This is a genomic window from Pseudomonas sp. NFPP02 (assembly GCF_900119355.1).
Classification (GTDB): domain Bacteria; phylum Pseudomonadota; class Gammaproteobacteria; order Pseudomonadales; family Pseudomonadaceae; genus Aquipseudomonas; species Aquipseudomonas paracarnis.
Genome location: NZ_FPJI01000002.1, coordinates 350,531 through 374,437, shown reverse-complemented (window position 1 = coordinate 374,437; position 23,907 = coordinate 350,531). Strand labels below are relative to the sequence as shown.

Below are 23,907 nucleotides of genomic sequence, written 5' to 3'. Positions count from 1 at the left end.
CAGCGCAAGCAAGCTTGCTCGCCACACGCAAGCACCCTACCTGCGTCAACGCACCACCGATCACCCCAATTACAGAAATCCCTTGCGCGGCCGATAACAGGCTTATAGCACTTAGCCTTCATCCTCTCTTGTCACTGCGTCCTGCATGATGCAACCTTGCCGCAGTCGACAGTCAAGAGGGCGTGAGCCCAGCGCAGTGCGCATTTTCCCAAGCGAGTTTCCCCATGAAAAGCCAACCCGATGTCGCCCGTATGGCGGCCGAGGTAGTGACGCAATTACCGGTGCCTTCGCGCCTCGGTATGCTGCGTTTCGAGCGGCTTAATGAGGCAAGCTGGGCCCTGCTCTACCTCGATCCCAATTGCGAACGCCAGTTCGGCCTGCCGGCGGTTGAACTCTGCGCCTTGATCGGCACACCCTACGCCAGCCTGATGGAACCCCAGGCGCGCTACCAGTTGCACGATGCGATCCAGCAGCAACTGGCCCACAGCCCCCATTATCTGGTGCGCTACAACCTGCACACCCATGACGGACCGCTGAGCGTGCTGGAGATGGGCGAGGCCTACAAACAACATAACCGCCACCTGGTGCGCGGCTACCTGATGGTGGTCGAGGGGCTGTTCAGCGAGACCAGCGCACCCGCCCCGACGGTCGACCTGGAAAACCAGAACAGCCGCCTGCAAATCGCATTGGAGCTCAACCAGCGAGCGCAGCAGGAGCAGTTGCAACACCTGGAGCGAGTGCGCGCCCAGCAAGAACTGATCCTGCTGCTGGCGCGCCAACGCTACACAACGCCAAATTCCCTGCAAGAAGCCGCTGAACTCATCACGCGCAGCGCCTGCGACATTTACCAGATCGACTGCGCCAGCATCTGGAACCTCGAAGGCCATCATCTGGTACCGATCTCCGCCTATCACCGCGCCGATCAACAACACCATCTGCCTGAAGCCATCGATGCCAGCGGCTTCCCGGATTACCTGGAAGCCCTGCACTCCAGCCGCGCGATCGACGCCACCCACGCCCTGCGCGACCCACGCACCCGGGAAATGGCTGAAAGCCTGCGCGCCAAGGACATCCACGCGATGCTCGACGCCAGCATCCGCGTCGACGGCCAGGTCGTCGGCGTGCTGTGCCTGGAGCAAGGTGGCAGCCCACGCGCCTGGCAGTCCGATGAAATCGCGTTCGCCGGCGAGCTGGCAGACCAGTTCGCCCAAGTCATCAACAACCACAACCGCCGCACTGCCACCAGCGCCCTGCACTTGTTCCAGCGCGCCGTGGAGCAAAGCGCCAACGCGTTTTTGCTGGTCAATTGCGACGGCGTGGTGGAGTACGTCAACCCCAGCTTCACCGCGATTACCCAATACAGCGCCGAAGAAGTCCACGGCCATCGCCTGGCCCAACTGCCAGCTCTGGAGAACCTCAGCGAATTGCTGTTCGACGCGCCTTCGGCCCTGGCCAAAAGCAACAGCTGGCAAGGCGAGTTCAAGAGCCGCCGCAAGAACCTGGAACCGTACTGGGGCCAGCTGTCGATTTCCAAGGTGTATGGCGACAACCGCGAGCTGACCCACTACATCGGCATCTACGAAGACATCACCCAGACCAAGCTGGCGCAACAGCGCATCGAACGCCTTGCCTACACCGACAACCTGACCAACCTGGGCAATCGCCCCGCGTTCATTCGCAACCTCGACGAGCGCTTTGCCCGCGACAGCGACAGCCCGATCAGCCTGCTGTTGGTGGACATCGACAACTTCAAGCGCATCAACGACAGCCTCGGCCACCAGACTGGCGACAAGTTGTTGATCAGCCTGGCGCGCCGCCTGCGCAACAGCTTGAGCAGCGGCGGCAGCCTGGCGCGTTTTGCCAGTAACGAATTCGCGGTGCTGTTGGACGATGCCGACCTTGAGACCGGCCAGCAGGTGGCCAGCCAGTTGCTGACTACCCTCGACAAGCCGATGTTCGTCGACAACCAGTTGATCAGCGTCACCGGTTCCGTGGGCCTGGCCTGCGCGCCGCTGCATGGCCGCGACCCGCAGACCCTGATGCGCAACGCCGGCCTGGCCCTGCACAAGGCCAAAGCCAACGGTAAGCACCAAGTGCAAGTGTTTACCGAAGCGCTGAATGCCGAGGCCAGCTACAAGCTGTTCGTGGAAAACAACCTGCGCCGTGCCCTGACCCAGAACGAGCTGGACGTGTTCTACCAGCCCAAGCTATGCCTGCGCAGCGGTCGCCTGCTGGGCATGGAAGCACTGTTGCGCTGGAACCACCCGGAAAAAGGCATGATCCGCCCCGACCAGTTCATCAGCGTGGCTGAAGAAACCGGGCTGATTATCCCCATCGGCAAATGGATCGCGCGCCAGGCCTGCCGCATGAGCCGGCAATTGACGGCCGCAGGCCTGGGCAACTTGCAGGTGGCCATCAACCTGTCGCCCAAGCAATTTTCCGACCCGGACCTGGTGGCCTCGATTGCCACCATCCTCAAGGAGGAACAGCTGCCGGCCAACCTGCTGGAGCTGGAGCTGACCGAAGGCTTGCTGCTGGAAGCCACTGAAGATACGCGCCTGCAACTGGACCAGCTCAAGAGCTTCGGCCTGACCCTGGCGATGGACGACTTCGGTACCGGTTACTCGTCGCTGAGCTACTTGAAAAAATTCCCCATCGACATCATTAAGATTGATCGCAGCTTTATCCATGAAATCCCGGACAACCAGGACGACATGGAAATCACCTCGGCGGTGATCGCCATGGCCCACAACCTCAAACTCAAGGTCGTGGCCGAAGGCATCGAAACCGCTGAGCAGTTGGCGTTCCTGCGCCGGCACCGTTGCGACGTGGGCCAGGGCTACCTGTTCGACCGCCCGATCCCGGGTGCCGAGCTGATGCAGAGGCTTAAACGCTACCCGCGCGGGCCAATCGCCTGACAGCGCTGTAACACTCGGGCACACTGGCTGTCTGACAATTTACTGTTACTCAACCTGACGAGAGGACTGATCATGGTCTTGCGCTCGGAAATTCTGGTGAACAAAAACGTGCTGCCTACTCAAGAACAAGCGTTGCCTGGTCGTGAAACCCCGATGAAGTTGCCCGAAACGCACTTCGTCAACGGCAACCCACTGCTGGGCCCGTTCCTGGATGATGTCGGCTTTGCGATCTTCGGCCTGGGCTGCTTCTGGGGCGCAGAACGCAAGTTCTGGCAGCGCGACGGCGTGGTCAGCACCGTGGTTGGCTACGCCGGCGGCTTTACGCCCAACCCGACTTATGAAGAAGTCTGCTCGGGCCTGACCGGCCATAGCGAAGTGGTGCTCGTGGTGTATGACCAGGCCAAGGTGAAATACGAAGACCTGCTGAAAATGTTCTGGGAACTGCACAACCCGACCCAGGGCATGCGCCAGGGCAACGACATCGGCAGCCAGTACCGTTCGGTGATCTACGCCACCACGCCTGAGCAACTGGCGGCAGCCAAGGCCAGTGCCGAGGCGTATCAGCAAGAGCTGAGCAAGGCCGGCCTGGGTGAGATCACCACGGAAATCGAAGAGGCCCCGACGGTGTACTTCGCCGAGGCGTATCACCAGCAGTACCTGGCGAAGAACCCCCAGGGTTACTGCGGGATCGGCGGCACGGGCGTGACCTGCCCGATCTAACCCTTGTGCCAGGACGGCATTCCCACGCTCCGCGTGGGAATGCCGTCCTGGACGCTCCGCGTCCGCTTTTAACATCGTGACGCGGAGCGTCACAGGCTGCATTACCACGCGGAGCGCGGGAACGATCGGTTACTCGGCGATCAGCCAATCCATCTGCCAGCCACCCTGGGTCTGGCCCAGTTGCTTGGACAACCATGGCAGCAACTCACGCAATTCCTCTTCCAGGCCCCACGGCGGGTTGGCAATCGCCAGGCCCGAGCCGGTGAGGGTATTGGGCGTGTCCAGCGGATGCACCAGCAACTCCACACGCAGCAGCTTCGGCGCACCGGTGCCGGCCAGGTCCTGGTAGAAACGGCGCAACATGCGCTGGTCTTTCACCGGGTACCAAATCGCCGCCACCGTCTGGCGCATACGGCTAACAGCCTCCTTGAGGGACGCGGCGCAACGCTGCATTTCGTCGAGTTTTTCAAACGGCGGGTCGATCAGCATCAGCGCGCGCTTTTCCGGTACCGGCAGCAAGGCCCGTGGCACGTGCCAGCCTTCGCCCAGGTGCACTTTGACGCGGCGATCACCCTTCATGTTGTCCTTGAGCAGCACGCCATCTTCAGGGTGCTTCTCGTTGAGCAACACACGGTCCTGGGGCCGCGTGAGGCGGCGCGCCAGTTCCGGCGAGCCCGGGTAGTAGCGCAACTGGCCATCTGGGTTCATATCGTGCAGCACGCGCATGTAGTCGGCGGTGAACGGCGGCAGGTCGCTTGCGCCCCACAGGCGGGCAATGCCTTCCAGGTACTCACCGGTGCGGTTGGCCTGGTCGCCCTGCAAGTCATACAAGCCAATGCCTGCGTGAGTGTCGAGGTAGGCGAACGGCTGTTCCTTGCGCGACATCAGGGCGATGAGGCGGGTCAAGGTCAGGTGTTTGAAGACATCGGCATGGTTGCCGGCGTGAAAGGCGTGACGATAATTCATGGTTGCTCCTGCGCAGGGGGCGAAGTTTACCTTCTACCGGTGCAAAGGTGCAGGGCCGCACGGCGGGCGGCACGGAAGTGACGCTATCGCCAGGGGCTCAACTGAGCTGCGAGGCAAGGTAATCAGCCAGTGCACCATGGCTGATTTGCGGCCTGCGTGCGAAGTAGGCGACTTTATGCTGCAAGGTTGCTGGCGTAAACGCGGTATAGAGGTCAGGACGCTGCTCTTGGAGCCATTGCAGCAGGTTGTCGACCAGCACCTGCGGTGACTGCTGCGCCATATGCTTGAGCAACGATTCCGGCACCTGCCACCAGGGGCTGGCTGGGGCCGCAGTGACTGGTTTGGCCGCCACCGACAGCGGCTGGCCGTTGATCAAGTAGCGCTGGAACACTGGCAACACGCGCCCGGCCTCGTCGCCTAATGACTGCAACATCGGCAAAAGGTGCGCGCCATCCCAGAAACGCAAAAACACCGGCTGGTTTTCAGAGAGGTACACCTGGGTCAAACCCTTAAAATGCGCGATCACCACCTCCAGCGGGCTGGACGAGACCGCCAGCCAGCCCCAATCCGGCGCTTGGGTGGTGGCTATCCAATCGAGAAAGGCACTGCTCGGCTCAACGACGCCAACGTAGGGCATGACCTCATCCCAGTCAGCGTAGGCCGTGCCCGCCCAGATCGGTCGCGGCATCTTTGCAGCGGCCGTGGCTTGCCAGGCGGCGAGCGGCTTGGCGTCGCTGGCATTGCCCAGCACGGCATACAGCTGTTCATCAGGCTGCAACGGGTATTGCGCCAGCCAGGCATTGGGCGTCAAGAGCGCGGGCATCAGGACGCACTCCGTGTATGGGCGTCGATGTCGCACTGGCCGTTCTTGCAGCGCTCGCATTCTTCGCAGAACGGCGCGCTGCGTTTGAGGCTGAACACTTGTGCACGGCTTAACGGCGCGGGAACCGCTGCCAATACAGCCTCTTTCAACCCAGGCATTAACGGCGCCGGCGTCGGGGCAGGCGCGCTGCCGAGCTGGATCGGCACACTGCTGAAAATCCCGCCCGCTGACAATGTGATCGACTGCCCACCCGCCTGGATCGTCACGCTGGCACCCGCATCAATGATGATGCTTTGCCCGGCGCCCAGCGCAATGATTTGCCCGGCACGCATGTGCTGCGAACCGCCAACCACCAGATGGTCATCCTGCTTGAGCTCGGTCAAACGGTTGCCGTGGGTGATGCGCTGCTCTTCGCCCCGCAGCTCATGGCGCGACTCGCCGCCCACCTGCACGCGACGCTGGTTATCGACCTGTACCTGCTGGTCGTGCAACACATGCTGGGTCCAGTCCCGCTGGGCGCGCAGGTAGATTTCTTCGGCACCCTTGCGGTCCTCGATACGCAGTTCGTTGTAGCCACAACCGCCAGGGCTGCTCTGGCTACGCCAGAGACTACGGGTCTTGTCCGCGGGCAGGTCGAGGGGCACAGGCGTGGCGGCGTTGGGCAGGCACCCCACCACCAGCGGCATATCCATGTCGCCATTGACGAACCCCACCAGCACTTCCATGCCCACCCGGGGTATCAGCACCACGCCATAACGGTCATGGGCCCAGCCACTGGCGACCCGCAGCCAGCAACTGGAATGGTCGTTGTGCTCGCCGACACGATCCCAGGCCAGTTGCACCTTGACCCGGCCGTATTCGTCACAGTGAACCTCACTGTCAACCGGGCCGGTGACCACTGCACTTTGATATCCCGATACCGTCGGGCGCGGCTGCTCCGGCAAGGGCGGACGAAACACCGCATCCCATGGCGCGGCGACAAATGCGTTGCGATACCCTTGGCGCAGTTCCCCTCCGTCCTCCTCGGTGACCGCTTCCTCCAGCACCTGAGGCTGCTTGCCTTCATGGCGCACCTGCGTCACCAGCCACAGGTCGTTCCAGTCCTCACGGGGGTGCTCACGCAACTGCAGAAACCGGCCACTGGCCAACGCCGGCTCATCGCCCTGGCCATGGGCACTACGATAGTCGCTGCGGTACCGCTCCAGGCCACGCTGGGCGAGGCATCTGCCTTGGGCTCGGTCGGAAAACTTGCCGGGGTAGTGCTGCGCTTCAAGCTTGGGCAATGACTTGTCGACGGCTGCGCTTTCCAGCTCGACATGGGGTTTGCGAAAGTCGTAATCGCGAAGATTCAACGCCGTGGTGCAGGTCGCCAATTGCAAGGTGAAGCGCTTGATCGCAGGGTTAGCGGCGACCATTCCCGAACCAGGCCGGTACGGCGTGGGCTGATCTGCCTGGGCAAATACGGTCTGGTCATCGCCAAACACCAGCAGATGCCCTGCGGGGGAATGCTGGAAGTGATAGTGAATACCCAGCTCGGCACACAGGCGCTGGATGAACGCCAGGTCGCTCTCGCCGAACTGCACGCAATATTCACGCTCCGGGTAATCACCGCTCAACCGGAACTCAAAGCGATCACTGTGAATCCCCTGCCCTGCCAGCACCTGAGCAACAATCTGCGGCACCGTCTTATGCTGAAAAATGCGCTGGTGGCTGCTGTGTGCCAGGTACGCCAGATGCGGCGCAAGGCTGAGCTGGTAACGCGTCAGGCGCCGGCCCGAGTCGCCCTGGGCAACCCGATACACCAGGCCGTGAACGCCATGCCCCTGATCGTCGAAGCCCAAGTACACCTGGCGATGCAGCAAGCCCTCCAGGTCGATATCCGGCTGCTCGCTGACCAGCTCAAGTTCAAAACGATAGGGCTGGCTGATGGCCTCGGTGCCGTCGAACGCGAACACCTCGAAATCACTCGGCGCCCCATCCAGGGCCAGGGTAAATGCAGGTTGGTTGGCAGGAGCGAACATCCGGTGTTTCTCTGCGAAGGGTGGGCGGTCGATTCTGCACCAGCCGTTCGCCTTGCCGAGCGCTGCCTCGGCAAATAAGTAAGGTCCTACGTGAGCACCGCTGGAACCCACGAGCATCGACGGCAATTGCACCAATCAGCCCACACAAAAAAAGGCCCAGTGTCCTTCGGACGTGGGCCTTTCTTGTTCGTTCAGTAGGCGTTAAACGCCCAGCGAATTACTTGTTCAAGTTGTAATCTTTTTCCGCAGCATCAAAACGCTCGACCATGCCCACCGTCGGTGCGCCCATCTTGCTCACGAAGTAGATCGCCAGGCTGGCGAAGATGAAGCCTGGGATGATTTCGTACAGGCCCAGCAATTCGAAGTGCTTCCACACGATCACGGTGATCGCGCCGACCAGGATGCCGGCCAGGGCGCCGTTGCGGGTCATGTGCTTCCAGATGACCGAGATCAGTACCACGGGGCCGAAGGCTGCACCGAAACCGGCCCAGGCGTAGCTGACCAGGCCCAGTACGCGGTTTTCCGGGTTGGCGGCCATGGCGATGGCGATCAAGGCCACTACCAGCACCATGATGCGACCGACCCATACCAGCTCAAGCTGGGAAGCGCCTTTGCGCAGGAACGCCTTGTAGAAGTCTTCCGTCAGGGCGCTGGAGCACACCAGCAGTTGGCAGCTCAGGGTGCTCATCACAGCCGCCAGAATGGCCGACAGCAACACACCGGCAACCCATGGGTTGAACAGGATTTTGGCCAGCTCGATAAACACACGCTCTGGGTTTTCAGTCACCGGGCCCGCCACTTCCGGGTGCGCCGAGAAGTAAGCGATACCGAAGAAGCCCACCGCCACGGTGCCGCCCAAGCACAGGATCATCCAGGTCATGGAGATGCGACGCGCCTTGGCGATCGACTTAACCGAGTCCGCCGCCATGAAGCGCGCGAGGATGTGCGGCTGGCCGAAGTAGCCCAGGCCCCAGCCCATCAACGAGATAACGCCGATGAAGGTGGTGTTTTTCAGCATGTCGAAGCTGGTCGGGTCCTTGGCTTCAATGGCCAGGAAGGTGGTGTCTACGCCGCCGGTGGCCAGCAGCACGATAATCGGCGTGAGGATCAGCGCGAAGATCATCAGCGTGGCTTGCACGGTGTCGGTCCAGCTGACTGCCAGGAAACCACCGATGAAGGTGTAGGCAATAGTCGCCGCAGCACCGGCCCACAGCGCGGTCTCGTAGGACATGCCGAAGGTGCTTTCGAACAGGCGGGCGCCGGCGACGATGCCGGAGGCGCAGTAGATGGTGAAGAACACCAGGATCACCACGGCGGAGATGATCCGCAGCAGGCCGCTTTTATCTTCGAAGCGGCTGGAGAAGTAATCCGGCAGGGTCAGGGCGTCGCCGTTGTGTTCGGTCTGCACGCGCAGGCGGCCGGCCACGAACAACCAGTTGAGGTAGGCACCGACGATCAGGCCGATGGCAATCCAGCTTTCCGACAGACCGGACATGTAGATCGCGCCCGGCAAGCCCATCAACAGCCAGCCGCTCATGTCGGAAGCACCGGCGGACAAGGCTGTCACCACGCTACCGAGGCTGCGACCGCCCAGGATGTAATCGGAAAGGTTGTTGGTGGAGCGATAGGCCATCAGGCCGATCAGCACCATTGCTGCGATGTAGATCACGAACGTGATCAGGGTTGGATTACTAACGCTCATAGGAGTGACGCCCTGGCTTTGTTTTTATGTAGCGACGGTCATGGGGACGGCCACCCGTGGATAACCGGATAGACGAACCTGCATGCCGCGCATTTATGACTGGCGTTTCCCCAGGAAAGCCGCCAGCCGATGAACCCACCCAGAGGGTTGGTTGCACCTTGGTGCGCGAATGCTATTCAACAAAGCAAATAAGGTGCAACCAGTTTCTGCCGATTAAGTTGCACCCAAGTGTGTTTTAGGACAAACGCGCTTTTTTTGCTCCTTTTCGGAGCAAGAACAGCCGATCTCAGAAGCAAATGCACCAGCGCGAAGCGGATTCGGTCGTGTGTTTATTTTTTTCCGATCAAGCGTCGAATATTTAACCAACAAAAGGGTTGCACCCGGTTGCACCTCAGGATGGGCAAAGCTAATCTTGCCGCCAGCAGATGCCACTCGGTAGTGGCACCCATGAGGATAAAAAAATGGCAACGACCACCCTTGGGGTCAAACTCGACGACCCGACCCGCGAACGCCTGAAGGCCGCCGCGACCTCCATTGATCGCACGCCGCACTGGCTGATCAAGCAGGCGATTTTCAATTACCTGGAGAAACTCGAGGGTGGTGCAACCCTGTCCGAGCTCAATGGCTTGAGCACCAAGGAGGCCGATGATGCCGGCGAGGTCCAGGCCGACCACGCCCACCAGTGCTTCCTTGAGTTCGCCGAGAGCATCCTGCCGCAATCGGTATTGCGTGCCGCAATCACCGCCGCTTACCGCCGCCCCGAGCCGGAAGTGGTACCGATGCTGATCGAACAGGCGCGCCTGCCGGCACCGATGGCCGAAGCCACCAACAAGCTGGCCGCGAGCATTGCCGAAAAACTGCGCAATCAGAAGAGTGCCGGCGGCCGTGCCGGTATTGTTCAGGGCCTGCTGCAAGAATTCTCCCTGTCGTCCCAGGAAGGCGTGGCGCTGATGTGCCTGGCCGAAGCGCTGCTGCGCATCCCGGACAAAGGCACCCGCGATGCACTGATCCGCGACAAGATCAGCACCGGCAACTGGCAGCCGCATTTGGGCAACAGCCCATCGCTGTTCGTCAACGCCGCTACCTGGGGCCTGCTGCTGACTGGCAAGCTGGTGTCCACCCACAACGAAGCAGGGCTGACCTCGTCCCTGAGCCGCATCATCGGCAAGAGCGGCGAGCCGATGATCCGCAAGGGCGTCGACATGGCCATGCGCCTGATGGGCGAGCAGTTCGTCACCGGCGAAACCATCGCCGAAGCCTTGGCCAATGCGAGCAAATTCGAAGCCAAGGGCTTCCGCTATTCCTACGACATGCTCGGTGAAGCCGCACTCACCGAACACGACGCCCAGAAGTACCTGGCCTCGTACGAACAAGCCATTCATTCCATCGGCAAAGCCTCCCATGGCCGTGGGATCTATGAAGGCCCGGGCATCTCCATCAAACTCTCCGCCCTGCACCCGCGCTACAGCCGTGCGCAGTACGAGCGTGTGATGGATGAGCTGTACCCGCGCCTGCTGTCGCTGACTTTGCTGGCCAAGCAGTACGACATCGGCCTGAACATCGACGCCGAAGAAGCCGACCGCCTGGAGCTGTCCCTGGACCTGCTCGAGCGCCTGTGCTTCGAGCCGCAATTGACTGGCTGGAACGGCATCGGCTTTGTGATCCAGGCGTACCAGAAGCGTTGCCCGTATGTGATCGACTACGTCATCGACCTGGCCCGCCGCAGCCGCCATCGCCTGATGATCCGCCTGGTAAAAGGCGCGTACTGGGACAGCGAAATCAAGCGCGCCCAGGTCGAAGGCCTGGAAGGCTACCCGGTGTACACCCGTAAGGTGTACACCGACGTTTCCTACATTGCCTGCGCGCGCAAACTGCTGTCGGTGCCGGAAGTCATCTACCCGCAGTTCGCCACGCACAACGCCCACACCCTGTCGGCTATCTACCACATCGCCGGTCAGAACTATTACCCCGGCCAGTACGAGTTCCAGTGCCTGCACGGCATGGGTGAACCGCTGTACGAACAGGTTGTAGGCAAGGTTTCCGAAGGTAAGTTGAACCGTCCGTGCCGTGTGTACGCGCCGGTCGGTACCCACGAAACGCTGCTGGCCTATCTGGTACGCCGCCTGCTGGAAAACGGCGCCAACACCTCGTTCGTCAACCGCATCGCTGACCAGTCCATCTCGATCCAGGAACTGGTAGCCGACCCGGTGGCCAGCATCGAGCAAATGGCAACCCAGGAAGGCGGTTTCGGCCTGCCGCACCCGCGCATCCCTTTGCCGCGTGACCTGTACGGCAGCGACCGCGCCAACTCGGCCGGTATCGACCTGGCCAACGAACATCGCCTGGCCTCGTTGTCCTGCGCCCTGCTGGCCACTGCTCACAACAACTGGAAAGCCGCACCGATGCTCGGTTGCGCCGCCAGCAATGAAGCGGCACAACCGGTTCTGAACCCATCCGACCTGCGTGATGTGGTCGGCCAGGTACAGGAAGCCACCGTCGAAGACGTCGACAACGCCATCCAGTGCGCCATCAGCGCCGCGCCGATCTGGCAGGCCACCCCGCCCGCCGAACGCGCTGCCATCCTCGAACGCGCCGCCGACCTGATGGAAGGCGAGATCCAGCCGCTGATGGGCTTGCTGGCCCGTGAAGCCGGCAAGACCTTCGCCAACGCCATCGCCGAAGTGCGTGAAGCCGTGGACTTCCTGCGTTACTACGCGGTGCAGGCGCGCAACGACTTTACCAATGACGCCCACCGCCCATTGGGCCCGGTGGTGTGCATCAGCCCGTGGAACTTCCCGCTCGCCATCTTCAGCGGCCAGGTAGCTGCAGCGCTGGCTGCTGGTAACCCGGTGCTGGCCAAGCCTGCCGAGCAGACGCCGCTGGTGGCTGCCCAGGCCGTACGTATTCTGCTTGAAGCCGGTATTCCGGAAGGCGTGCTGCAATTGCTGCCAGGCCAGGGCGAAAGCGTCGGTGCCCGTCTGGTGGGTGATGATCGCGTCAAAGGCGTGATGTTCACCGGTTCCACCGAAGTGGCGCGCCTGCTGCAACGCAATGTCGCCGGTCGCCTGGATGCCCAGGGTCGCCCGATTCCGCTGATCGCCGAAACCGGTGGCCAGAACGCGATGATCGTCGATTCCTCGGCGCTGACCGAACAAGTGGTGATCGACGTCGTATCGTCGGCCTTCGACAGCGCCGGTCAACGTTGTTCGGCCCTGCGCGTACTGTGCCTGCAGGAAGATTCGGCAGACCGTGTGGTCGAAATGCTCAAGGGCGCCATGGCTGAATGCCGCCTGGGTAACCCGGAACGCCTGTCGGTCGACATCGGCCCGGTGATCGACGCCGAAGCCAAGGCCGGTATCGAGAAACACATCCAGGCCATGCGCGACAAAGGCCGCAACGTTTACCAGGTGGCGATTGCCGACGGTGAAGAGATCAAGCGCGGCACCTTCGTGATGCCGACCCTGATCGAGCTGGAAAGCTTCGACGAACTGCAACGCGAGATCTTCGGCCCGGTATTGCACGTAGTGCGCTACAAGCGCAAAGAGATCGACCAGCTCATCGGCCAGATCAACGCTTCCGGCTACGGCCTGACCCTGGGCGTGCACACCCGCATCGACGAGACCATCGCCAAGGTGATCGACAACGTCAATGCCGGTAACGTCTACGTCAACCGCAACATTGTTGGCGCCGTGGTCGGCGTGCAGCCGTTCGGCGGCGAAGGCCTGTCCGGCACTGGCCCGAAAGCCGGTGGCCCGCTGTACCTGTACCGCTTGCTGTCGACTCGTCCTACCGATGCGATCGAGCAATCCTTCGTACGGGGCGACAAGCTGGCCGCGCCGGATGTGCGCCTGCGTGATGCCATGAGCCAATCGCTGACCGCCCTGAAAACCTGGGCCGACGGCAATAAGTTCAGCGAACTGAGCGCGTTGTGCACGCAGTTCGCCGCCCAATCGCAGAGCGGTATCACCCGCCAACTGGCCGGCCCGACTGGCGAGCGCAACAGCTACGCCATCCTGCCGCGCGAGCACGTGCTGTGCCTGGCCGAAGTGGAAGGCGACCTGCTGACCCAACTGGCGGCGGTATTGGCCGTCGGTGGTTCGGCGGTATGGCCGGAAACCGAGCTGACCAAGGCCTTGTTCCCACGCCTGCCTAAAGAGATTCAGGCGAAGATCAAGCGCGTGGCCGACTGGTCCAAGGACGACGTGGTGTTTGACGCTGTGCTGCATCACGGTGATTCCGACCAACTGCGTGCGGTGTGCCAGCAAGTGGCGCAGCGCGGTGGGGCAATTGTCGGGGTGCATGGCATGTCGCAAGGCGAAACGGCGATTGCGCTGGAGCGTCTGGTGATCGAGCGTGCGTTGAGCGTTAACACTGCTGCAGCGGGTGGTAACGCCAGCCTGATGACCATCGGCTAACTGATACAACGCGGCTGATCGCGGCTGATCGTTCCCACGCTCCGCGTGGGAATGCAGCTCAAGGACGCTCTGCGTCCAGAAGCGTGACGCGGAGCGTCAAAAGAGGCGTTCCCACGCAGAGCGTGGGAACGATCTCGATGCCTCGCCAGCGTTCTGCCCTTCTATCACTTAAATCAATCTTGCTATCCACCCTCCATTCGCGGACTTAGACTCAGGCCAATTCCTTCAAAGGTACGCCGCCATGTCCGAGACGCTGCTCAGTTCCCGCAATCTGGCTTTCGAGCTGTACGAAGTCCTCGATGCCGAGGGCCTGACCCAGCGCGAGCGGTTTGCCGAACACAACCGCGAAACCTTCGATGCCGCGATCAGCACGGCGCGCAACATCGCAGAAAAGTACTTCGCCCCTCACAACCGCAAGAACGACGAAAACGAACCGCGCTATGAAAACGGCCAGGCGATCCTGATCCCGGAGGTCAAACCCGCCGTGGACGCCTTCCTTGAAGCCGGCTTCCTCAACGCAGCACGTAGCTTTGAAGCAGGCGGCATGCAACTGCCGACCCTGTTGTCCCAGGCTTGTTTCGCGCACTTCCAATCGGCCAACGCCGCCTCGACGTCCTACCCGTTCCTGACCATGGGCGCCGCCAACCTCATTGAGAGCTTCGGCACCGAGGAGCAGAAACAACGCTTCCTGCAGCCAATGATCGACGGGCGCTTCTTCGGCACCATGGCCCTGACCGAGCCCCATGCCGGTTCCTCCCTGTCGGACATTCGGACCCGTGCAGAACCAGCGGCTGACGGCAGTTATCGGCTCAAGGGCAACAAGATCTTTATCTCCGGTGGCGACCATTCGCTGTCGGAAAACATCGTGCACATGGTGCTGGCCAAATTGCCGGACGCTCCCGCAGGCGTGAAGGGCATTTCGCTGTTTATCGTGCCCAAGTTCCTGGTCAACGATGACGGCAGCCTGGGCGCTCGCAACGATGTGCTGCTGGCGGGGCTGTTCCACAAGATGGGCTGGCGCGGCACCACGTCCACGGCGCTTAACTTTGGCGATAACGGCAACTGTGTCGGCTACCTGGTGGGCAAGCCGCACCAGGGGCTGAGCTGCATGTTCCAGATGATGAACGAGGCACGCATCGGCGTAGGCATGGGCGCGGTGATGCTCGGTTACGCCGGCTACCTTTACTCCCTGGACTACGCCCGCGAACGGCCCCAGGGGCGCCTGCCTGATAGCAAAGACCCGAGCACCGCACCGGTGGCGATCATCCAGCACGCCGACATCAAGCGCATGCTACTGACCCAGAAAGCCTATGTGGAAGGCGCCTTTGACCTCGGCCTGTACGCGGCGCGGCTGTTCGACGACACCACCACCCTGCAAACCGACACCGAGCGCAAGCAAGCCCACGAACTGCTCGACCTGCTCACGCCCATCGTCAAATCCTGGCCGTCGGAGTTCTGCCTCAAGGCCAACGAGCTGGCGATCCAGATTCTCGGCGGCCACGGCTACACCCGCGAATACCCGGTGGAGCAGTACTACCGCGACAACCGCCTGAACCCCATCCATGAAGGCACCCACGGCATCCAGTCCCTGGACCTGCTCGGGCGCAAATTGGCGCAGAACGGCGGTGCCGGCTTAAAGCAATTGATTCGCCTGATCGCTGAAACCGGAGCCCGGGCGCAAAAGCACCCTTCACTCACGGCACTGCGAGAGCCCCTGGAGCAACTTGTAAACCGGCTGCAAAGCGTCACGATTGGCCTGCTGACCGATCTCGCCCAAGGCAAGGTCAACAGCAGCCTGGCGAACTCGGCGCTGTACTTGAAAGTGTTCGGGCACACGGTGATTGGCTGGCGCTGGCTGGAACAGGCGATCCGCGCCGAAGAAGGGCTGGCCAAGGGGGAAGCGGCTGACGCGGCCTTTTATAAGGGCAAGTTCCAGGCCGCCCGGTACTTCCTGACCTGGGAAGTACCGAGCTGCCATCATGAACTGGCGATTCTTGAGGCACGCGACGATACGTGCCTGGGCATGCAGGAAGCGTGGTTCTAATAGCGGCGAAATAGTCTGGCGCGCGAACTAATGAACTAGAGTTCTAAACGACTGTGATTTCTGACAGTTACTGACGTGGCTTCTCAAGGGGTAGGCTTTCAGGTATCGAGAGCGTGTTCACACTGACTTCCATACCAATGACCTCCTGCTGCCCCTTTTGAGGAATCAACATGAAAACCACCCCGAAAATTATTCTCGTCGATAAGAACGGCGATCCTTCCATCGCAAAGGATATAACGCTTGATGAATACTTGATCTCTGCCAACTCAGGCGATGTCTTGGACGTTTTGGGAAACAAGAAAACAGTAATTAACAAAGTTTTCAAATTTACAGCCAACGACGAATACAGCATCGAAATCGTGTACGAGTAAACATCGGAAAAAGCCTGGCGCGCGCGCTGACAAACGTTGCGCACCAGCATGCTTTTATTATGGCTGCCCAATCACCTTGGAGATCACATCGACCGTGGCGCTGACTTGCTCTTGGTAACGGTCGAGTTCCTGCTGGTGAGCCTGTTGCATTTCAATCTGCTCGGCGCACAGGTTCAGCGCGGCCAGTACCAATAGTTTGTCACCGATCAGGGTCGGGTACTTTTTCTTGGTAACCGCCAGGGAGGCCTTGAGCATGGTCACGGCATGCATCAAGGTCTGATCTTCGCCGGCCGGTGCCTTGATCGAGTAATCCTCTCCGAGAATCGAAACGACCTTTATGCCCTCACTCATGCGCTGACAGGCCCTGCACTTACACGCTCAACCAGCGCCTGAATGCGGGCGGCGGTGGCGCCGTGCTTTTCTTCCTGTTCCATCAGGTTCAGTTGCAGGCTGTCGTTTTCGTCCTTGGCGCGGGCCAGCTCGGCCTTGAGGGATTCGTTGCTGCCCAGCAATTCTTGATTCTGCTGTACGAGGTCGCTGACCAGTTGTTCCAATTGGCTGAGGGATGCTTCTAACATTTTGATTTCTCGGGCTTTTAAAAAGGGCGGTGACGATAAAGAAAATTCACCTCGGATGCCAGGGTTATCCCTGGCCGCGCAGCCCGATGATGCAAGGCCGGGCCGCACTTTCGAGCCTTAGTGACTGCATTTACCCGATCTGGTTCCTGAACTCACCCAACCCCTGGTCCGATGCGACAAAAGCGCGCGCCCCCTTAAGACTTTAGTCGCATGGCCGATAAGGCGGGCACACCTCGTCTCATGGCCGCATGGATAGCGCCTCCCCCAGGACTCCAGCATGTCTCTTCGTAATATGAATATCGCCCCGAGGGCCTTCCTCGGCTTCGCGTTTATTGGCGCCTTGATGTTGTTGCTCGGTGTGTTCGCCCTGAACCAGATGAGCAAAATTCGTGCAGCCACCGAAGACATCACCTCGGCCAGCGTACCCAGCATTCGCGCCCTGGATGAATTCACCCAACTGACCCTGCGCCTGCGCGTGCTGTCGTACCGCTTGCTGACCAACCGCGAGCCGGACGTGCAGCAAAAGACCCTGGAAGCCTTCGAACTGCGCAATCAGCAGATTCGCACAGCCCAGGACATCTACGAAAAACTGATCACCAGCACCGAAGAGCGCAACGCTTACAACGAGTACGTGCGCTTGCTGGGTCAGTACCGCCAGATTGAAGAGCGCATGAAGAGCCTGTCTCGGGCCAATCAGGTCAACGAGCTGCGCAGCCTGCTCAACACCGAGTTGCTGGACAACTCCGAGCAGGTCAATGCGGTCTTGACCCGCTTGCTGGATATCAATAACGACGACGCCAACGCCACCAACCAGCGCGCCAAAGACCAATACGACATGGCCTTTGACCTGGTGGTAGGCCTGCTGGTGGTTGCCACGGCGCTGACCTTGCTGTTCGCCTGGCTGCTGACCCGCAGCATCACCCTGCCCATCGCACAGGCGCTAGAAGCCGCCGAAGAAGTGGCCGAAGGCAACCTGACGCGCCCGATCACCGTGGACGGCAACGACGAAGCCGGACGCCTGCTCGCGGCCATGGCCAAGATGCAACACAAACTGCGCGACACCCTGCAACGTATCGCCGGCTCCGCTACCCAGCTAGCGTCTGCCGCTGAAGAACTGAATGCGGTCACCGACGAAAGCGCCCGTGGCCTGACCCAGCAGAACAACGAAATCGAACAGGCCGCCACTGCCGTCAACGAGATGACCAGTGCGGTGGAAGAAGTCGCACGCAACGCGGTGAGCACCTCCGAAGCTTCGCGCAACGCCACCACCTCTGCCGGTGACGGCCGCGACCTGGTGCAGGAAACCGTTAGCGCTATCGAACGCATGAGTACCGATGTGCAGGCCACCGCCTCCCTGATTGGCGACCTGGCCAATGAATCGAGGGATATCGGCAAAGTGCTGGACGTGATCCGTGGCCTGGCCGACCAGACCAACCTGCTGGCCCTGAACGCCGCGATCGAAGCAGCGCGAGCCGGGGAAGCCGGGCGTGGTTTCGCCGTGGTGGCTGATGAAGTGCGGGCGCTGGCCCATCGCACCCAGCAGTCCACCAGCGAAATCGAGCGCATGATCGGCAGCATCCAGACAGGCACTGAACACGCGGTGGATTCGATGCGCAACAGCACCGAGCGCGCCGAATCGACACTCAACATCGCCCGAGGCGCGGGCCTGTCGCTGGACACTATCAACACGGCGATTGTGGAGATCAACGAGCGCAACCTGGTGATCGCCAGCGCGGCGGAAGAACAGGCCCAGGTGGCGCGGGAAGTGGACCGCAACCTGGTGAATATCCGTGACCTGTCGGTGCAATCGGCCACGGGCGCCAGCCAGACCAGTGCGGCGAGCGGTGAGTTGTCGCGATTGGCGGTGGACCTGAACGGGATGGTCGGAAGGTTCCGCCTCTGAAATAAGCCTTTGCTCACACCGCATACCCTGTGGGAGCTGGCTTGCCTGCGATAGCAATCTATCAGCTAACGCCCCTGGCGCCTGGCACACCGCAATCGCAGGCAAGCCAGCTCCCACATTTGATCGATGCGCAGCCACAAAAGCTTTTTGACAGCGCAGCAATTCAACAGGTTAGAATCCCTGGCACGCAGACTGCATGGTCAGTTTGCGTCCTGCCTTCCCCTGCCCTGGAGTACTGCCTTTGAATGCGACGACCATCAACAGCCTGTTCTTGATCGGCGCGTTGCTGGTGACTGCGAGCATTCTGGTGAGTTCGCTTTCGTCACGCCTGGGTATCCCCATCCTGGTGATTATCCTGGCCGTGGGCATGACCGCCGGGGTCGATGGCGGTGGCATCATTTTCGATAACTACCCGACCGCCTATCTGGTGGGCAACCTCGCCCTCGCCGTGATCCTGCTCGACGGCGGTTTGCGCACCCGGGTGGCGAGTTTCCGCGTGGCGCTGTGGCCGGCCTTGTCCCTGGCCACGGTGGGGGTGTTGATTACCACCGGCCTCACGGGCATGGCGGCGGCCTGGCTGTTCGACCTCAACATCATCCAAGGCTTGCTGATCGGCGCCATCGTCGGCTCCACGGACGCCGCGGCGGTATTCTCGCTACTGGGCGGCAAGGGCCTCAACGAACGGGTCAGCGCCAGCCTGGAAATCGAATCCGGCAGCAACGATCCGATGGCGGTGTTCCTCACCGTCACCCTGATCGACATGCTCGCCAGCGGCCAGACCGGCCTGCACTGGAGCCTGCTCACGCACCTGATCCGCGAATTCGGCATCGGTGGCCTGGTAGGCCTGGGCGGCGGCTGGCTGATGTTGCAGCTGGTCAACCGCATCAACCTGGCCAACGGCCTGTACCCGATCCTGGTGATTGCCGGCGGCCTGTTCGTGTTTGCCCTGACCAACGCCCTGCACGGCAGCGGCTTCCTCGCCGTGTACCTGTGCGGGCTGGTGATCGGCAACCGCCCGGTGCGCAGCCGCCATGGCATTTTGCACATGCTCGACGGCATGGCCTGGCTGGCGCAGATCGGGATGTTCTTGGTGCTGGGCCTGCTGGTCACGCCTCACGATTTGCTGCCCATCGCCCTGCCCGCCCTGGGCCTGGCGCTGTGGATGATCCTGTTTGCCCGGCCGCTGTCGGTGATGGTTGGCCTGCTGCCATTCAAGGCGTTCCACGGGCGCGAAAAAGCCTTTATAGCCTGGGTGGGCCTGCGCGGCGCGGTACCGATCATCCTCGCGGTGTTCCCGCTGATGGCCGGCCTGCCCCATGCGCAGCTGTACTTCAACCTGGCATTCTTTATCGTGCTGGTCTCGCTGTTGGTGCAGGGCACCAGCCTGCCGTGGGTGGCCAAGTTGCTCAAAGTCACCGTACCGCCAGACCCGGCGCCGATCTCCCGCGCGGCCCTGGAAGTGCACGTTACCAGCGAGTGGGAGCTGTTCGTCTACCGCCTGGGCGCCGAAAAATGGTGCATCGGCGCGGCCCTGCGCGAGCTGAAAATGCCCGAAGGCACGCGCATCGCCGCGCTGTTTCGTGGCCAGCAACTGCTCCATCCGTCGGGTAGTACGGTGCTGGAAGTCGGCGATTTGCTCTGTGTGATCGGCCACGAACACAACCTGCCGGCCCTGGGCAAATTGTTCAGCCAGGCGCCGCAACGGGGCCTCGATTTGCGCTTCTTCGGTGACTTCGTACTCGAAGGCGACGCCCAGCTGGGCGCGGTTTCCGCCTTGTACGGGCTCAAGCTTGAAGGTATCGACCCGGACATGCCATTGAGCCGCTTCATTACCCAGAAGGTTGGCGGTGCACCGGTAGTCGGCGACCAGGTGGAGTGGAACAACACCATCTGGACCGTCGCCGTCATGGACGGGAACAAGATTGGCAAAGTCGGCGTCAGATTCCCCGAAGGAAGTCGCCCGGGCCCCGGACTCTTCCTCTAAACTGCGGGACAACGACGCCCCGATTCTTCACTTTGCAAGACCGGTCTCTATGCCAACCCTGCGTACTTTTCTCGCCACTGCCCTGCTGGGCCTGACCCTTTGTGTTGGCAGCGTATACGCCGCCGACCCGCCCAGCGCCGAAGCCGTCCAGCAAAGCCTGGATAAACTGCCCGACCGCAAGCTGCCTGACGCCGACATGAAGGCGCTGCAGGCGACCCTGCAACAGACCCTGACCTACCTGGGCAATCAGCAGGACTACGAGCAGCGCCTGGCCGACCTCAAGCGCCAGCTGGAAGAGGCCCCGCGCCAGACCAATGAGAACCAGCGTGAGCTGGCGCGCCTCAAGGCCACCAAAATCATTCCGGTGGCCCAACGCTACGCCAGCCTGCCGGTGCCGCAGCTTGAGCAGTTATTGGTGCAACGCAGCACCCAGCAAGGCGACCTGCAAAAAGAACTGGCCGACGCCAACAGCCTGACCATCGCCGCCCAGACCCGCCCCGAACGCGCCCAGACCGAAATCAGCAGCAGCCAGACGCGCATCCAGCAAATCAACGCGACGCTCAAGCTTGGCAAAGACAATGGCAAACCTCTCAGCGGCGACCAGCGCAACCAGCTCAACGCCGAACTGGCGGCCCTGAATGCCTTGATTCCCCTGCGCCGCCAGGAATTGGCCGGCAACAGCCAGCTGCAAGATTTGGGCAACAGCCAGCATGACCTGATCCAGGAAAAAACCGCACGCCTGGAGCAGGAAATCCAGGACCTGCAAACCCTGATCAACCAGAAACGCCTGGCCCAGTCCCAGCAGACGGTGACCCAACAGTCCATCGAAGCGCAGAAAGCCGGCGGCAGTAGCATCCTGGCCAAGGAAAGCGCAGACAACCTGAAGCTGTCCGACTACCTGCTCAAAAGCACCGACCGCCTCAACGACCTGACCCAGAAAAACCTGCAGACCAAGCAGCAACTGGACACCGTGACCCAAAGCGATTCGGCCCTGGACGAGCAGATCAACGTGCTCAAGGGCAGCCTGCTGCTGTCCAAGATTCTCTATAAACAAAAGCAGGCCCTGCCGCGTCTCACCGTGGACAAAGACCTGGCCGACGACATCGCCAACATTCGCCTGTACCAGTTTGAGGTCAACCAACAGCGTGAGCTGATTACCTCCCCCAGCGCCTATGTGGACAACCTGCTGGCCAACCAGCCACCGGATGAGGTCACCCCGCAGCTGCGCCGCACCTTGCTGGAAGTGGCGATCACCCGCAGCGACCTGTTGGAGCGTCTGAGCCGCGAGCTGAGTGCACTGCTCAACGAATCCATCACCCTGCAACTGAACCAGAAACAACTGCTCAGCACCGCCAGCACCCTGCGCGCCACGCTCGACGAGCAAATGTTCTGGATCCCCAGCAACAAGCCGCTGGACACTGAATGGCTGGAAACCGTACCGGCGCATCTGAGCAAACAGGTCACCACCCTGCCCTGGGCGTCCAGCGTCAGTGAGCTGTATGACGGCCTGACCCAACGCCCACTGCTGTTCCTGCCGCTGCTGTTGCTGATCGGCGCGCTGTTGTGGCGACGCAATGCGCTGTATGTGCGCCTGAAAAAGGTTCACCAGGACATCGGCCACTTCAAGCGCGACAGCCAGTGGCATACGCCGCAGGCCATCCTGATCAACATCCTGCTGGCGATGCCCGTGGCCCTTGGCCTGGCGCTGTGCGGCTACGCGTTGCAGATCGACGCCCGCGGGCAAAACGCCAACCTGGGGGCGGCCTTGCTGCAGATCGCCCAAGCCTGGCTGGTGTTCTACACCGCCTACCGCATCCTCGCGCCGGGCGGCGTGGCGGAGCTGCACTTTCGCTGGGAGAGGCCGCAGGTCGAATTCCTGCAAGGCTGGATACGCAAGCTCGGGCTGGTGGTACTGGCGCTGGTGGCCGTGGTCGCGATTGCCGAACATCAACCGGCGGCGCTGGCTGACGACGTGCTGGGTATCGCCGTGGTACTGACCTGCTACGGGCTGATGGCCTGGCTGCTGGGCCGCCTGCTGCTGAACAGCCCGACCCACGAAAAGGCCTCGTTGTTTCGCAAAGCTATCGGCGTGGTGTTCACCGCCCTGCCCATCGCACTGTTTATTGCCGTGTGCTTTGGCTATTACTACACCGCACTGAAACTCAGCGACCGGCTGATCAATACCCTGTACCTGCTGATGTTCTGGCTGGTGATCGAAGCCACCTTCGTGCGCGGCCTGGGTGTTGCCGCACGGCGCCTGGCCTACGCCCGGGCCCTGGCCAAACGCCAGGCAGCCAAGGAGGCCGGTGACGGCGAAGCGGTGATCGAAGAGCCGACCCTGGACATCGAGCAGGTCAACGAACAGTCCATGCGCCTGATCCGCCTGGCCCTGCTCGGCGGCTTTATCGCGGCGCTGTACTGGGTGTGGTCGGACCTGATCTCGGTATTTTCCTACCTGGACAACGTCACCCTGTACGAATACACCAGCGGCACAGGTGCAAATATCAGCATGGTGCCCATCAGCATCGGCGACCTGCTGGGCGCGTCGATCATCATCGGTATCACCTTCGCCCTGGCGCGCAACCTGCCCGGCCTGCTCGAAGTCCTGGTGCTGTCCAAGCTCGACCTGGCCCAAGGCAGCGCCTACGCCACCACCACCTTGCTGTCCTACATCATTGCCGGCGTGGGCTTTGTCACCACCCTTTCCACACTCGGTGTGAGCTGGGACAAGCTGCAATGGCTGGTGGCCGCGCTGTCGGTGGGCCTGGGTTTCGGCATGCAGGAGATCTTCGCCAACTTCATCTCCGGCATCATGATTTTATTCGAACGCCCGGTGCGCATCGGCGACACCATTACCATCGGCAACCTGTCGGGTACGGTAAGCAAGATCCGCATTCGTGCCACCACCATCACCGACTTCGACAACAAGGACATCATCGTCCCCAACAAAACCTTCATCACCGGGCAACTGATCAACTGGTCGCTGACCGACACCATCACCCGTGTCACCCTGAAACTGGGCGTGGACTACGGCTCCGACCTGGACCTGGTGAAGGAATTGCTACTCAAGGCGGCGCGAGAAAACCCACGAGTACTCAAAGAGCCGGAACCCCACGTGTACTTCCTCAACTTCGGCGAAAGCACCCTCGACCACGAGCTGCGCATGCATGTTCGCGACCTGGGCGACCGCAACCCGGTGTTGGACGAGGTCAACCGCTATATCAATCGTGAATTCAAGAAACAGCACATCAACATCTCGTTCCGGCAGATGGAAATCTACCTGAAGAATCTTCACGGCCAGGAATACAAATTGGTGCCGGCCGAAGACGAGCGCAAGACCATCGCCGAGCCCATCGACAAGCCCGACGCCCCGGAGCCTCCCGTAGGCAAAGTGGCGGATGCGCCAGAGCCGCCACCCAGCAAACTCGACTAAACGCCCTATCACCAGCAGAATGCTCGGAC

The 23,907-nt window shown here is 61.4% G+C and carries 14 protein-coding genes; 8 read left to right on the top strand and 6 right to left on the bottom strand.

The genetic code is table 11. From position 1 onward, the window contains the following. The first annotated feature begins 224 nt into the window (after positions 1-224). On the top strand, positions 225-2,918 hold the full coding sequence (locus BT204_RS05100) for a putative bifunctional diguanylate cyclase/phosphodiesterase (protein ID WP_034125612.1): 2,694 nt from the start codon (positions 225-227) through the stop codon (positions 2,916-2,918). A gap of 72 nt (positions 2,919-2,990) precedes the next feature. Next, positions 2,991-3,638 carry a peptide-methionine (S)-S-oxide reductase MsrA gene (gene msrA / locus BT204_RS05095; protein WP_014716620.1) on the top strand — a complete coding sequence of 216 codons (648 nt, stop codon included), beginning with the start codon at positions 2,991-2,993 and terminating at the stop codon, positions 3,636-3,638. Between the two features lie 129 nt (positions 3,639-3,767). On the opposite strand, the gene rlmJ is transcribed toward msrA, so the two are convergent. From rlmJ to putP, 4 genes are all read right to left on the bottom strand, one after another. Beyond that, a complete protein-coding gene (gene rlmJ, locus BT204_RS05090; RefSeq protein ID WP_072445856.1) occupies positions 3,768-4,604 on the bottom strand; it encodes a 23S rRNA (adenine(2030)-N(6))-methyltransferase RlmJ in 837 nt (278 codons plus the stop codon). A 97-nt stretch (positions 4,605-4,701) separates the two neighbouring features. Continuing rightward, entirely contained in the window at positions 4,702-5,427 is a 726-nt protein-coding gene (locus tag BT204_RS05085; protein WP_060764896.1) for a DUF4123 domain-containing protein, read from the bottom strand. Further along, complete coding sequence (tssI, locus tag BT204_RS05080; protein WP_072445855.1) at positions 5,427-7,448, bottom strand: type VI secretion system tip protein TssI/VgrG; 2,022 nt, start codon at positions 7,446-7,448, stop codon at positions 5,427-5,429. The genes BT204_RS05085 and tssI overlap by 1 nt, the downstream gene beginning before the upstream one ends. A gap of 217 nt (positions 7,449-7,665) precedes the next feature. After that, entirely contained in the window at positions 7,666-9,150 is a 1,485-nt protein-coding gene (gene putP, locus BT204_RS05075; protein WP_034125609.1) for a sodium/proline symporter PutP, read from the bottom strand. Positions 9,151-9,611: 461 nt separating this feature from the next. On the opposite strand from putP, the gene putA reads away from it, so the two are divergent. The 3 genes from putA (at position 9,612) to BT204_RS05055 (ending at position 15,980) form a co-directional block, all read left to right on the top strand. Beyond that, a complete protein-coding gene (gene putA, locus BT204_RS05065) occupies positions 9,612-13,565 on the top strand; it encodes a trifunctional transcriptional regulator/proline dehydrogenase/L-glutamate gamma-semialdehyde dehydrogenase (protein WP_054896231.1) in 3,954 nt (1,317 codons plus the stop codon). 241 nt (positions 13,566-13,806) lie between these two features. Further along, positions 13,807-15,609: an acyl-CoA dehydrogenase gene (locus tag BT204_RS05060; protein ID WP_072445853.1), complete on the top strand. Its 1,803-nt coding sequence runs from the start codon at positions 13,807-13,809 to the stop codon at positions 15,607-15,609. Between the two features lie 170 nt (positions 15,610-15,779). Further along, the gene (locus BT204_RS05055; protein WP_072445851.1) at positions 15,780-15,980 is read left to right on the top strand and encodes a hypothetical protein; all 201 of its coding nucleotides are present in this window, start codon (positions 15,780-15,782) and stop codon (positions 15,978-15,980) included. A 57-nt stretch (positions 15,981-16,037) separates the two neighbouring features. Here the strand turns inward: BT204_RS05055 and BT204_RS05050 are convergent, their stop codons facing one another. After that, on the bottom strand, positions 16,038-16,331 hold the full coding sequence (locus BT204_RS05050; RefSeq protein WP_003187971.1) for a cell division protein ZapA: 294 nt from the start codon (positions 16,329-16,331) through the stop codon (positions 16,038-16,040). After that, positions 16,328-16,558 carry a hypothetical protein gene (locus tag BT204_RS05045; RefSeq protein WP_003187970.1) on the bottom strand — a complete coding sequence of 77 codons (231 nt, stop codon included), beginning with the start codon at positions 16,556-16,558 and terminating at the stop codon, positions 16,328-16,330. The genes BT204_RS05050 and BT204_RS05045 overlap by 4 nt, the downstream gene beginning before the upstream one ends. 277 nt (positions 16,559-16,835) lie before the next feature. On the opposite strand from BT204_RS05045, the gene BT204_RS05040 reads away from it, so the two are divergent. From BT204_RS05040 to mscK, 3 genes are all read left to right on the top strand, one after another. Continuing rightward, a complete protein-coding gene (locus tag BT204_RS05040; RefSeq protein WP_032904071.1) occupies positions 16,836-18,461 on the top strand; it encodes a methyl-accepting chemotaxis protein in 1,626 nt (541 codons plus the stop codon). Between the two features lie 241 nt (positions 18,462-18,702). Beyond that, complete coding sequence (locus BT204_RS05035) at positions 18,703-20,445, top strand: potassium/proton antiporter (protein WP_057975415.1); 1,743 nt, start codon at positions 18,703-18,705, stop codon at positions 20,443-20,445. Positions 20,446-20,494: 49 nt separating this feature from the next. Beyond that, a complete protein-coding gene (gene mscK / locus BT204_RS05030; protein WP_072445849.1) occupies positions 20,495-23,878 on the top strand; it encodes a mechanosensitive channel MscK in 3,384 nt (1,127 codons plus the stop codon). The last annotated feature ends 29 nt before the right edge of the window (positions 23,879-23,907 follow it).